This is a genomic window from Rhodobacter sp. NSM (assembly GCF_052244495.1).
Taxonomy (GTDB): domain Bacteria; phylum Pseudomonadota; class Alphaproteobacteria; order Rhodobacterales; family Rhodobacteraceae; genus Cereibacter_A.
In genome coordinates, this window is sequence record NZ_JBQPXH010000007.1 from 186,178 (window position 1) to 198,807 (window position 12,630).

At 66.7% G+C, this 12,630-nt stretch carries 12 protein-coding genes; 6 read left to right on the forward strand and 6 right to left on the reverse strand.

All coding sequences use genetic code 11. The annotated features are described in order from the left end of the window. Positions 1–52 precede the first annotated feature (52 nt). From ACTVZP_RS15105 to ACTVZP_RS15125, 5 genes are all read left to right on the forward strand, one after another. Positions 53–913: a MurR/RpiR family transcriptional regulator gene (locus ACTVZP_RS15105; protein ID WP_443212987.1), complete on the forward strand. Its 861-nt coding sequence runs from the start codon at positions 53–55 to the stop codon at positions 911–913. A gap of 180 nt (positions 914–1,093) precedes the next feature. After that, positions 1,094–2,083, forward strand: coding sequence for an asparaginase (locus tag ACTVZP_RS15110; protein ID WP_443212988.1), 990 nt, complete (start codon positions 1,094–1,096; stop codon positions 2,081–2,083). 59 nt (positions 2,084–2,142) lie between these two features. Continuing rightward, positions 2,143–3,045 carry a polysaccharide deacetylase family protein gene (locus ACTVZP_RS15115; protein ID WP_443212989.1) on the forward strand — a complete coding sequence of 301 codons (903 nt, stop codon included), beginning with the start codon at positions 2,143–2,145 and terminating at the stop codon, positions 3,043–3,045. A gap of 20 nt (positions 3,046–3,065) precedes the next feature. After that, positions 3,066–3,359 carry a hypothetical protein gene (locus ACTVZP_RS15120; protein ID WP_443212990.1) on the forward strand — a complete coding sequence of 98 codons (294 nt, stop codon included), beginning with the start codon at positions 3,066–3,068 and terminating at the stop codon, positions 3,357–3,359. Next, entirely contained in the window at positions 3,352–4,305 is a 954-nt protein-coding gene (locus tag ACTVZP_RS15125; RefSeq protein WP_443212991.1) for a CobW family GTP-binding protein, read from the forward strand. Before ACTVZP_RS15120 ends, ACTVZP_RS15125 begins: the two co-directional genes overlap by 8 nt. A 44-nt stretch (positions 4,306–4,349) precedes the next feature. On the opposite strand, the gene ACTVZP_RS15130 is transcribed toward ACTVZP_RS15125, so the two are convergent. From ACTVZP_RS15130 to ACTVZP_RS15155, 6 genes are all read right to left on the reverse strand, one after another. Next, complete coding sequence (locus ACTVZP_RS15130) at positions 4,350–5,867, reverse strand: tripartite tricarboxylate transporter permease (RefSeq protein WP_443212992.1); 1,518 nt, start codon at positions 5,865–5,867, stop codon at positions 4,350–4,352. Beyond that, positions 5,868–6,359 carry a tripartite tricarboxylate transporter TctB family protein gene (locus ACTVZP_RS15135; protein ID WP_443212993.1) on the reverse strand — a complete coding sequence of 164 codons (492 nt, stop codon included), beginning with the start codon at positions 6,357–6,359 and terminating at the stop codon, positions 5,868–5,870. It lies immediately after the preceding gene. Further along, complete coding sequence (locus ACTVZP_RS15140) at positions 6,356–7,300, reverse strand: Bug family tripartite tricarboxylate transporter substrate binding protein (protein WP_443212994.1); 945 nt, start codon at positions 7,298–7,300, stop codon at positions 6,356–6,358. The genes ACTVZP_RS15135 and ACTVZP_RS15140 overlap by 4 nt, the downstream gene beginning before the upstream one ends. A gap of 288 nt (positions 7,301–7,588) precedes the next feature. After that, positions 7,589–7,786, reverse strand: a complete 198-nt coding sequence (locus tag ACTVZP_RS15145; protein ID WP_443212995.1) for a YqaE/Pmp3 family membrane protein — start codon at positions 7,784–7,786, stop codon at positions 7,589–7,591. A 388-nt stretch (positions 7,787–8,174) separates the two neighbouring features. Beyond that, a complete protein-coding gene (locus ACTVZP_RS15150) occupies positions 8,175–9,260 on the reverse strand; it encodes a ParB/RepB/Spo0J family partition protein (RefSeq protein WP_443212996.1) in 1,086 nt (361 codons plus the stop codon). After that, positions 9,238–10,644 (reverse strand): AAA family ATPase, encoded by a 1,407-nt coding sequence (locus ACTVZP_RS15155; protein ID WP_443212997.1) that lies wholly within the window; start codon positions 10,642–10,644, stop codon positions 9,238–9,240. The genes ACTVZP_RS15150 and ACTVZP_RS15155 overlap by 23 nt, the downstream gene beginning before the upstream one ends. A 598-nt stretch (positions 10,645–11,242) precedes the next feature. Between ACTVZP_RS15155 and ACTVZP_RS15160 the strand changes: the two genes are divergently transcribed. Continuing rightward, positions 11,243–12,556 (forward strand): replication initiation protein, encoded by a 1,314-nt coding sequence (locus ACTVZP_RS15160; protein ID WP_443212998.1) that lies wholly within the window; start codon positions 11,243–11,245, stop codon positions 12,554–12,556. Positions 12,557–12,630 lie beyond the last annotated feature (74 nt).

The window sequence follows — 12,630 nt, forward strand, 5'->3', positions numbered from 1 at the left end:
CGCGCCAATGCGTGCATCCGTCGGGGCGGGACGGACGCGGGGCCTTGGACGCATGCATCAGGAGACGGAGATCCGGCAGGCGCTGATCCGCGTGGCAGCGGGCGACGGGCCGATCCTGCGTGGCTTCGCGGTCTGGCTGCTCGACAACCTCGCCGTGGTCGCCTTCAGCTCGATCCGCAGCCTGGCTGCTCAGGCGGGCACCAATCCGAACACCGTGACCCGGCTGGCGCGCGAGCTGGGCTACGACGGCTACGACAGCTTCCGGTCGGCGGTGCAGCAGGTCGTGCAACGCCGCAATACGCGCTACGGCGAGCGGGCACAGGCCCTTCGCCACCGCTCGGGAGCCGACATCTGGGAAGAGGCGCTGGCCGCGAACCTCGGGAATGTCGAGGCGCTCTTTTCGGCCGAGGGGATGGAGCTTCTGGAAAGCTGCATCGAGCCGCTGCTCTCGGCGCGCCGCGTCCATACTGTCGGGGTGCGGAGCTGCTTCGGCATCGCGCATTACTTCTCGTATGTCGGGGCGCATGCCTTTCCGAACTTCATCGAGGTTCCGGTGACGCCGGGCGGCATCCTGGATCAGGTTTCGGACGCGAGCGCCGAGGACATCGTGGTCGCGATCACCTACGAGCATTATTCGGTCGAGGTCGTGCGGGCCTGCCACATCGCGCGCAACTGCGGCGCGCGCGTGCTGGCGCTGACCGACAGCCATTCCTCGCCCATCGCCGAAGGGGCGTGGAAGGTGGTTCGCCTGCCCATGGCGGGGCCGCAGATCATGCCCTCGCTCACGGCCGCCTTCATCACGGTCGAACTGCTGCTGTCGGCCATGGCCGCGCGCTCGCCCGATGCCGCGGAGCGGCTGCTGGCCTTCGAGGCGAGGATGGAGCGCTTCGGCGGATATGTGCCCGACCGCTGACTGCCGGCATCCTGCCGGATTCTCGCCAGCGGCCGGTCGGCCGGTGCGTATCGGCCGGACGGCTTCCTCGTGCATTGCATCCCGAAGTCGTTTTGCTAGCCTGCACCTTGCCGCACGGGCGCTGCGGGAACGTTCCGGACAGGCAGGGAGACCGAGCATGAGCCACGCAGGACGCTGGGCGTGACGCCGCGGGTCGAGATCATCGCGCTCGGCGGAACCATCGCCAGCGTTCAGGGGGCCGGTCCGGGCGTGGTGCCCAGCCTGACGGCGGCCGATCTGCTCGACGCGGTTCCGGCGGCGGGCGGGATCGCCCATATCGGCGCCCGGAACCTCGCCAATGTTCCCTCGACCGAGATCGACCTGCCGCTCGTCCTGAGGCTCGCCACCGAGATCCATGCTCATGAAACCGAAGGCGTGGATGGCGTCGTCGTGACCCAGGGCACGGACACGATCGAGGAGACGGCCTTCGCGCTCGACCTGCTTCATGGCGGCGCGATGCCGGTCGTGGTGACGGGTGCCATGCGCAACCCCTCGCTTCCGGGACCGGACGGTCCGGCGAATCTGGCCGCTGCGGTGGCCTGCGCAGCGGATCCCGCGTGCCGTGGGCAGGGCGTGCTCGTGGTCTTCGACGACGTGATCCATGCCGCGTCCTGGGTGCAGAAGGGCGACACCTCCTCGACCGGCGCCTTCCGCTCGCCCGCTCCGCTCGGCTGGATGTCCGAAGGCCGCCCCGTGCTGCGCGGGCCCGCACCCCGCCGTCCGGCGCTCTCGGTCGCTGACGGAACGGAGGTGCCCTTCGTGCCTATCCTCAAACCCGGCATCGGCGACCCGCCGCATCTGGTGCCTGCGGCCCTCGAGGCCGGCGCAGCGGGTATCGTGGCCGATCTTGCGGGCGGCGGTCATGCCCACCCCGCCTGGGCAGACGCCCTGGGCGAGGCCAGGCGGCGTGTGCCGGTCGTCTTTGCCAGCCGCACCCGCGGCGGCCGGGTCCTGAGCCACACCTACGGCCAGACCGGGGCGGAGATCGACCTGATCTCGCGCGGACTCGTCGGGGCGGGTGATCTCGATGCGCTGAAGGCCCGGATCGCGCTGATCCTTGCCCTGATGTCCGGCGGGCCCGAGCGCTTTGCCGATCTCGCCGATCTCGCCTGGCGCCCGAAAACGTCCTGACCCGGGCGCCCTGCGGCCGGACCCACCGCGGCACCGCCGCCCTTCACCCGGAGACTCCCATGGCCAAGAAGATCTACTGCGCCTTCGGCACCGATATCGACTCGGTGGCAGGCTGGATCGGTTCCTACGGCGGTGGCGACAGCCCCTCGGACATCCAGCGCGGCATCTTCGCCACCGAGGTCGGCATCCCGCGCCTCCTGCGGCTGTTCAGGAAATACGATCTGCGCACCAGCTTCTTCATTCCGGGGCACTCGCTCGAGACCTTTCCCGACCAGATGAGGATGATCGTCGATCACGGCCACGAGATCGGCGCCCACGGCTACCTGCACGAGAACCCCGTCGCCATGACCGCCCGGCAGGAGGAGGACGTGCTGGTCAAGTCGATCGAGCTGATTGAAAAGCTTTCCGGTCGCGCACCGCGTGGCTATGTGGCTCCCTGGTGGGAGATGTCGGCCTCGACTGCGGCCCTGCTGAAGAAATACGATTTCAGCTACGACCACAGCCAGGGCTACCGCGACTTCCAGCCCTTCTACGCCCGCGTCGGAGACGAGTGGAACGTCATCGACTACACCAAGCAGGCGAAGGACTGGATGCATCCGCTGAAGCATGGCCACGAGATCGACCTCGTGGACATCGCGGCCAACTGGTACGTCGACGACCTGCCGCCGATGATGTTCATGAAGAAGGCGCCGAACAGCCACGGCTTCGTCAATCCGCGCGACATCGAGGAGATGTGGCGCGACCAGTTCGACTGGGTTTACCGCGAGATGGACTATGCCGTCTTCGCCTTCACCATCCATCCCGACGTGTCGGGCCGTCCGCAGGTGCTGCTGATGCTCGAGCGGCTGATCGAATACATCAACGGCCATGAGGGCGTGGAATGGGCGACCTTCGAGGAGATCGCAGACGATTTCCGCAGGAAGTATCCGTTCGAAGGCGGCACGCGCCCCGACGTCATCTGACCCAAGGCGGAGGACCAGCCATGTGCAGCGCCTGCGGCTTTCCCGCCGCTCCCGGGCACTGGACCGATGCCGGCGCCCAGACTCCGGGCGAAAGGTTGCGCCTCCGCTTCAGCCGGCTGGCCGCGGTGAACCGGCTGCTCGCGCCCTACGGACTCAAGGCCCACGACGACGGCGTGACGCCGGGGCTGCAGATCTTCGCCCCCGGCGGCCAACGCGAGCTGGTTCCTGACCTTCAAACCCTCTGGATCGCGGCAGCCCGCATGGCCGGACGGCCCATCGACCCGCTGTCTGCCCGCGCGCTTGGCGATGAGTGACGCGAGACGCGGCGGACGGCTGCCGCTGGTCATCCTCGGCGGCTTCCTCGGCGCGGGCAAGAGCACCTGGCTGCGCCATCAGTTGCACGAGGGGCGCTTCGCGCGGCACCTTCTGCTGGTGAACGAGGCGGCCGAAACGCCGGTGGACAACCTGCTGCTCGGGGGCGCCGCAGAGGTCACCGTGCTGGCCGGCGGCTGCGCCTGCTGCGAAGGCCGCGCGCAGCTTGCGGCCGCCCTTCGGACGATCTGCGAGCGGACGAGCGGAGCGGAGGCGGGCGCGATCGAGGGGATCCTGCTCGAGACATCGGGGCTTGCCGATCCCGGCGCAATCGCCGCGCTCGTGGCCGCCGATCCGGTGCTGGCGCGGCGGCTGGTCGTGGCGGAAACGCTGGTGCTGGTCGATGCGCTTCACGGGCCGTCCCAACTGGCGACCGAACCGCTTGCGCGCGCGCAGATCGAGGCGGCCGGCCGGCTCGTGGTAACGAAGCCGGCCGCAGCGGAGCCCGAGGCGACGGCACGGCTGGCCGCGACCCTCAGGCTACTTGCGCCCGGTGCCGAGATCTCGGCGGCCGAGATGGGCGAGCAGGTGCCGCTGCCCGCGATGGAGGCCGATCCGCTCCCCCTGCCCTCCTTGACCCGGACTGCGCCCATCCGCCCGCATCGCCTTCAGGTCGGGGCGGAGGGCGGCTGGATCGCTCTCTCGACCTGGCTTTCGGCGCTGCTGCAGGCACGCGGAGAGGACGTGGTGCGAGTGAAGGGTGTCGTTCGCACGCCGGCGGGGCGGCTCCTGCTTCAGTCGGTGCGCCGGGTGGTGCAGCCGCCCGAGATCCTTCCCGAGGGCGCGGACCTTCCCGGCCCCGCGCCCGAGGAGGGAACGCTCGTCCTCATCGGACGGAACATCGACGAGGACAGGCTGGCCCGGTCCTGGGCGATCTACGGGGCCTGAAGTGACGACAGGCTGCCGGGCAGGTCCCCGCGCTTCATCCGGCGTCAATCCTCGTCGGCGGCGATCTTCACGAGGACATCTCCGCGACCGAAGCGGCGCATCAGGATTGGCACCACCAGCGCCGCCGCCGCGAGTGACAGGAGCACCGCGGCAACGGGCGAGGCCACCAGCGTTGTCACGTCCCCCTGCGCGATGGCCAGCGCTCGGCGAAGCTGCTGCTCGGCCATCGGCCCGAGGATCAGCCCCACCACCACCGGCGCGATCGGATAGCCGAAGAGGCGCATCAGGTAGCCAAGCACGCCGAAACCCAGAAGCATCCCGAGCTCGACCGGCGAGGGATTGACCCCGATCGTGCCCAGGGTCGCGAAGAGAAGGATGCCGGCGTAGAGCCAGGGTCGCGGGATGGTCAGAAGCCGCACCCATAGCCCGATCAGCGGCAGGTTCAGCACGAGAAGCATGACGTTCGCAATCAGGAGACTCGCGATCAGCCCCCAGACGAGTTGCGGATTCGTGGCGAACAGCAGCGGTCCCGGCTGCAGGCCGAACTGCTGGAACCCCGCGAGCATGATCGCCGCCGTCGCAGTCGTGGGCAGCCCCAGCGTCAGCAGCGGAACGAGCGTCCCTGCCGCCGAGGCGTTGTTGGCGGCTTCCGGTCCCGCCACGCCCTCGATGGCGCCATGGCCGAACTCCTCGGGGTGCTTCGACATGCGCTTCTCGGCGGCATAGGAGAGAAAGCTCGCGATGTCTGCCCCGCCCGCCGGCATCGCGCCGATCGGGAAACCGATCACCGTCCCCCTGAGCCAGCTTTTCCAGGATCGTGCCCAATCCCGCGCCGTCATCCAGAGAGACCCCTTCACGGCGATCACCCGGTCATCGTGATGCATGCCGCGGCCGGCCACGAACAGCGCCTCGCCTACCGCGAAGAGGGCGACGGCCAGTGTCGTGACCTCGATCCCGTCGAGAAGCTGCGGCACCCCGAAGGAGAGCCTCGCCTGCCCGGTCAACTGGTCGATCCCGACGACCGCCAGCGCCAGCCCGACGAAGAGCGAGGTGAGGCCGCGCAGCGTGCTGTCGCCGAAGGCGGCCGAGACGGTGACGAAGGCCAGCACCATCAGCGCGAAATATTCCCGTGGCCCGAATACCAGCGCGAGCTTCACCACGGTCGGTGCGACGAGTGCCAGAGCCAGCGTGGCCAGAAGGCCCGCCACGAAGGATCCGATCGCCGCTGTCGCCAGCGCGGGCCCTCCCCTGCCCGCGCGCGCCATCTTGTTGCCCTCCAGCGCCGTCACGATCGAGGCGCTTTCGCCCGGCGTGTTCAGCAGGATCGAGGTGGTCGACCCGCCATACATGCCGCCATAGTAGATCCCGGCGAACATGATCAGAGAGCCCGCCGGGTCGAGCCCGTAGGTCACCGGCAGCAGAAGCGCCACCGTGAGCGCGGGCCCGATGCCGGGCAGGACACCCACGGCAGTGCCGAGCGTGACGCCAACCAGCGCGTAGAACAGGATCATCGGCTCCAGCGCCACCGAAAGCCCCTGAAGCAGGAAGTCGAACGTGCCCATTCACCCTCCGTAGAGAAGCCTCTCGGGCAGCCCCGAGGGCAGGTTCAGGGACAGGATCCCGTCGAACAGGCCATAGACGAGGAGTGCGAAGAGGATGCCCGCCGGCAGCGAGATCCAGAGCTTCTTCTGGCCGAAGCCGCGCGCTGTGCAGGCAAAGAGAATGCCGCTCGCAATCGAAAATCCGGCCACGGGAAGAAGCACGAGTTGCACCGCCAGCCCGCCGACGATCCAGAGCACGGCAGGCACCTGCTGGCGCGGCCGCGGGTCGAACCCGCCGCGCGCCGCGGCCAGGACGGTCCAGGCTGCGAGCAGCAGGAGGCCCCAGCCGATCATCCGCGGAACGTCGGCAGGCCCTACCCCGCCATATCCGCCCTGCTGCGGCAGCCGGTGGGCCTCCCACAGGAGAAGCCCGCCGAGCCCCGAAAGCAGAAGTCCGATCACGACGCCGCCCGCGTCGAACCGCAGCGTCCTGTCCGGGAAGCGCAGCCTCATTTGACGAGCCCGATCTCCCGCAGGATGGCGTCCGTCGCAGCAGTATCCTTGGCCAGCTGCTCCTCGAACTCGGCCCCTGCGAGATAGGTATTGGCCCAGCCCTTGGTCGCGAGGGCCTCCTGCCATCCTTGCGATGCGTTCAGCTTCTCGATGTCCGCAAGGACGGCGGCCTTCTGTTCGTCACTGAGGCCGGGCGCCGCGGCGACCATCCGCCAGTTCTGAAGCACCACGTCGTAGCCGGACTCCACCAGCGTCGGCGCGTCCACACCCTCGATCCGGTCCTGCGAGGTGACCGCCAGGAGTCGCATGGTGCCCGCCTGCACCTGGGGCAGGAACTCTCCGAGGCCCGAAACACCCGCCGTCACCTGACTTCCGAGGATCGCGGCCATCGCTTCGCCACCGCCCGAGAAGGCGATGTAGTTGATCTTGGTCGGATCGACGCCGGCAGCCTTCGCGAGAAGCCCGACGGCGATATGGTCTGTCCCGCCAGCCGATCCGCCCGCCCAGGAAACCGCGCCCGGATCGGCCTTCAGTTGCTCGACGAGCTCGTCGATGGTCTGGATGGGAGAAGACGTCGGAACGACGATCGCCTCGTATTCGCCGGTCAGCCGGGCGATCGGGGTGACGTCATCGAGGCTGACGGGCGAGCCGTTCGTCAGGATCGCGCCCACCATCACATAGCCGCCCACGATGAGCTGGCTCGGGTCGCCCGCCGCCGAAGCGACGAACTGCGCCAGCCCCACCGTTCCACCCGCGCCCGGCACGTTCTGGACCTGCACGCTGTCCGAGATCCCCTCGGCGCGCATCACTTCCTGCATGGTGCGGGCCGTCTGGTCCCAGCCCCCACCAGGGGCGGCGGGCGCGAGAATGGTGTAGTCGGCCGCGACCGCGGGAACCGAAAGGACGCCGGCCACAAGGCTGGCGAGGATGAAGCGCATCATGATTGTCCTCCCTCGATGGAACGTCGGCGCCAGGTGCAGCGCGCCGGTCCTCCACCGGGCCCTGCGGCCGATCGTCACCGCGACACTCTCATCAAGAGGACGTTCTGCAAAGCGGGAAAAGCCCGGACGGAGCTACGGTGATCCGCAGCGGTGGCTCGAGATCCCGCGGGAGAAGCAACCATGCAGGTACGCGTCGATCTGGTTGCCGACAGGTCAACGGCGGAGCTACCCGCTATTGACCACCGCTCGATTTCCGCGTCGGCCGGTTTCGACGCGAAACCTTCGGGATCAAAGGCGACGATTGCGGGAGGCCTGCTCGATCTTGCGATCAGTGCTGTACTGGCTGAGCGCATAGACGGACCAGATGGCTGCCGGCAACCAGCCGATCAGCGTCAGTTGCAGGACAAGGCAGATGATGCCGGCGAAGGGACGCCCGATCGTGAAGAACTGCAGCCACGGCAGCAGGATGGCGAGGATGAGGCGCATGTCGGTCGCTCCTTCTGTCTTTGGTTCCGTGATCTAGGAACTCGGATCCAGAATTTCCAGACCGGCGCCTTCAACCGCGTTGAGAGATAGAGAGGATGCACGCGCTCCTTGCTGTCGCCCATGTCGACAGTGGCGGCGACCTGAGTGAGGCGCGGGCCGCGGTGCTGCAGAAGCGCTCATTCCTGCGTTATTCTGCACATTGCAGCGGCAAGTGGATGTTCTGCAAGGAGATATTCGGGCTCACTGGATAGCCGTTCCGACCATGGATACGTGGGCGCAAGGCTCTTTCCAGTTCGTTCTGCTGCAGTCTGACAGCCCCTACCCGCCCTTGTCCAGCGGCATCTGCGCGAAGCCCCACAGCCAGGTGGCGCTTCGCGCAGGATGATCGTCAACCCGGTTTCGCGGGCCAAACCCGCCCCGACGTAATGATCTTCCGAAGTTCCTGTGCGATGCGGTGCACCAACTCCTCATTGACGTCAGCGCCTTCGAGCCGAAGCACGTAGCCACGCCCGTCAGAGGCCTCCTCGACGGAGATGTCAGCAACGACAGGTACCTGTTTCCGGGTCGGGCGGCCACCACGTGACGGATCCGGCGCCGCGCCCTCCGCCGCCTTCACCAACGGCTCCATGAGGGCCCATTCCGTCTCCGCGTCGCCGCTCAGCCCGGCGCCAAGAGCTTCGCGCAGCGGTCCGGCATATCCGTGCCGCAGGGCGTGGGCCAGGCGTAACCCGGGTCGCTCCCCAAGCGCAGGCGCAAAGTTCAGAAGGTCGCCCAGTTCCTCATGGATCAGGGCAAAGCTGCGGATCTTCGACCGCTTTGCTTTAGAAGCAGATCCGAACAGCACGTCCACCGCTTCTTCGACCGTGGCAAAGGCCCCCTGCCCCGCTGCGAGCGCGGCGATCCGTCCCCGCTCATAGGGCGAGAGGTCCGCTCGGATCTCGTTCTCCTCGACCATGGCGACGTAGGCGGCGGAGACATCCGTCGGGTGCCGAAGCAAAGCCTGAACCTGCGCGTAACGGGCATCGCCGGTTTCCGCGTGGAGCGACCGGAGCGCCCAGAGACGGCGCCAACCGGAGATCAGGCCGTAGCGCTCGCCCTGCCCCTCCGGCCGCGCGAACACTTCCACCGGCAGGCGCAGGCCGTGCGCGCGGATCGAGGCGCGCAGTTCGTCCATCTCCTCGCCGTCGATCTTGAGGCGGTCGCGCGTCAGATCGTCCGCCCGGATCTCTGCCAGCGGGATCTCGAGCAGCAGCAGTCCCTCCGCCTCCGCCCGCCGAAGGCGACCCGCATCGGCGCTGTCACGCGCGGCCGCGGCCCGCTCCGCCGTCGGCATCGGCATCGTGAGGGAGGCCGCATCGGCGGCGACCTGCGCGATGGGCGGTCTTGTCGAGGATGAGGTTTCGCGGGCGAAACCCGTCTCCAGCTCCTCCAGCTCCTCGACAGAGGGCGCCTCAAGCCGTCTGCGCTTCGCCATCCTGCGCCTCCTTCTGTTCCATCGCCTGGTCGCGCCACCACGAACCGATCAGGATTTCCTTGAACTCGGCATAGGTCCTGTCGAACGTCTCGCGTCCGCGGACATAGGTTTCGCGATTGAAGTCCCGGTAGTCCGCCTCGTAGATCCCGTTCACCTGCTCACCGGCCTGACCCACCAGTGCCGTGAAGTCCTGACGGTAGGCGTTCATGAAATCCCCGAAGTAGGCCTGAACCACATTCGCGAGGTCCGTCTGCTGGTTCGCATCGAAGCGCGTGATGAGCGCGCGGACGACATCCCATTCGAACTTCATCTCGGGCAGGCCTGCAGAACGACGCGCCGCGTTCTCTCCATCCTCAATGGACGCAAACGTGGAATAGAGCATGTCGAAGAAGCGCCCGGTCGAGTCGAACTCGAGGAATGATGCCCCCAGCGGCACGAGGAGGATGTCCGCCGCCGCCAGCGCGTTTATCGTAAGGTACCCAAGAGCAGGAGGGGTATCGAGCAGGATGATGTCGTAATCCGTCAGCAGACCCTCGCGGTCGAGGAAGCCTGTCAGAGCGTCCCAAAGCGGCCAGCGCCGAAGCATCATCCGCCAGACGGGGACCTGGAATTCGGCCCAGTAGAGGTTCAGCTGCGCACCGATCAGGTCGATGTTCGGCCAGTGGGTCTTCTGCACGACATCCGCGGCCGTGATCTTGAGCGCCTCGGTCAGTGTCTCGTCAAGGGGCAGGGGGCTCTCTCCCTTGGCCTGACGAACCTCGTTCTCTTCCTGCACATGCAGAGCGTAATCCTTCGCCAGCAGGGGGAAGACCGTCTGCCACTCGTCGGCAACCTTCCCCCCCATGATCGAGGTCATCGAGCCCTGGCTATCGAGGTCGATCACCAGGACGCGATAGCCGTCCAGTGCCGCGGACATGGCAAGATGGGCCGCCGTCGAGGTCTTGCCGACACCCCCCTTGAAGTTCGCCACCGCCACGACCTTCGCCGGAAGACCCTTCGGACGGTAGGGCCGATACTCCTTCTTCGCCGCGCCTTCCTCGGCGAAGAAGTTTCGCAGCGCGAGCACTTCCTCGAGGGTGAACCACTTCGACCCGCCTTCTCCTTCGCCTTGGGGCAGTTCGGGGTTGTTGCGCAGAACCCGACGCAGATGCGACGATGCCACGGGAATCAGGTACCGGCAGATCTCCCAAGTGGAGAACTTCCTCAGGCGCTTCTTTCCGTCGGGCGCATAGCCCTTGCGGGCCAGATCGTCCCGGCCGCGGGCGCAGAAGGCCGCTGCTTTTGCGAATCGCGTCGTATCCACCGGCCTGCCAAGCTTGGACGCGGCCGATGCCGGATCCAGACTGAAGTAGGGCGGCAGAGGTATATCCGTCTTGCGGTTCATGTTACGCTCTCTGCTCGATGTCACATGTTTCGTTGCCTGTGCCTGCAACTATGGCACATCGGGCGCAGGCCGGGAACTGGATATGACAGCGGCGCATGTGTCCGCGTCTACAGGAGGTTTCGCAGGCGAAACCGGATGCCGAGCTTCAATAACAAGCATCCAATTACACGGCAAAGATTGTCTGTTCTTTCAGAACTTGAGAGTCTTTGCCACCATTATCTGTCTGTTTCATAACGACTTATTTCCGCATTGGTACCTGAATGCGGGCTGAAAAGCACCCGCCTACAGGAAGACGGGCACCTGCTTCCGGGGTAGAGAGCATCCGATTCCGGGTTGAAGAGCACCCGTTTCCGGACCCGATTCGACGGTTTCGTGTCCCGATTCGCCACATCAAGGGCTTAGGGGTCGTTGTTCATCTACGGATCAGCGGCCGCGACGGTGGCGGCTCCCGTAAACAGGTCCCTTAACGCCGAGCGCCGTCCTTCCAGGTACCCGTCTACGGGAGCTCCGGCCTGAAGAAGTTCGGTACCCGAAGGCGGCTTGAGCCGAGGTTCCTTTTCCGGCATCATTACCCACGAGCAGAACAAAAGGGCAGGGCATGGCGCAGAAGATCGCTGGCCGGGGCAGGGCGGGGCAGGGCACGCTCTCGGAGATACCTCGCACGGCACTGACGGGCGCGTTGCGGCGCGAGTCGGTCAAGAAGAACGTCGCAGCTATCCACGTGTCGGGAAAACTGACGCTGCTGCAGCGCAAGCTGTCGAACGTGCTGCTTCTGAATGCGTACGACCACCTGATTACCCGGCCGAAGCATGCAATAGACGCGCGCACGCTCTGCCTGATGATCGGCTACAACTCCAACGACATGGAGACGCTGAAGGCGTCGCTCCGCAGTCTGGCCGAGACGGTGGCCGAGTGGGACATGCTGGACCAGAAGGGGCGGCAGGAATGGGGCGTCTCTTCCCTGCTGTCCTATGCGAAGCTGTCCGGCGGGATCTGCGAATACGCCTATTCGCCCGCCTTGGCCGAGAAGCTGCACGACCCGAAGGTCTTCGCGCTCATCAACCTGAACATCCAGCGCCGGTTCACCTCGGGCCATGCGTTGGCGCTTTACGAGAACTGCTTCCGCTTCGTGCGCACGGGTTCCACCGGATGGTGGCCCATCGACATCTTCCGCCGACTGATGGGCGTGGACGACAGCGCCTATTACGAGAACTTCAAGCAGCTCAACGCGAAGATCATCAAGCCGGCGGTGGCAGAGGTGAACAAGAGCTCGAACATCATCGTCACCCCCGAGTTCCGGAAGATGGCGCGGGCGGTCACCGACATCCGGTTCCTCATCAAGGAGAACCCGCAGCTCGCCATGTTCGAGATCGACGACGGCGAAGCAGTCCGCAGCTCGCGCACGTACCACCGCCTGATCGAGATCGGCGTCGGCGACCGCCTCGCGCGGCAGTGGATCGCGGAACACGGCGAGAGCCATGTGGCCGGGAAACTCGATTACGTCGCGGGGCAGGGCAGGGTGGCCAGCCCGGTCCGCTACCTCTCCGCCGCCCTGCGCGATGATTATGGCGCAACGCCCGTGTCCCAGCCCTCGCCGGAAGCGATCGAAGCGCTCGCCCGCAGGAAGGAGGCTGAGGATGAGCGGGCGCGGATGGAAGCCGCACGGGAAGCGGCCGTCGCGGCGGAACGCAGGGAGCGTGCCGATCGCATGGCGCGCGTCCGTGCCGTGGCCGAGTCGCGCAATCCGACTCAGCGGGACGCCGACCGCCGACTCTTCCTCAGGAGGCTCGAGGGGGACCTGGAAAGGGAGGATTTTGCCAGGCACGGTTGGTCTTCTGCCCTGAATGCACGGGCGATCTTCGTCTTCTGGGAAGAGCTTCAGCCGGGAATCTTCGACGATCACGCCGCCTGAGACACGGCGGCGAAGATGGCTGATCCGGTCACGCCGCGGTCCGAAAAGAATAACAGTTGCAGTAGGTTGCACGA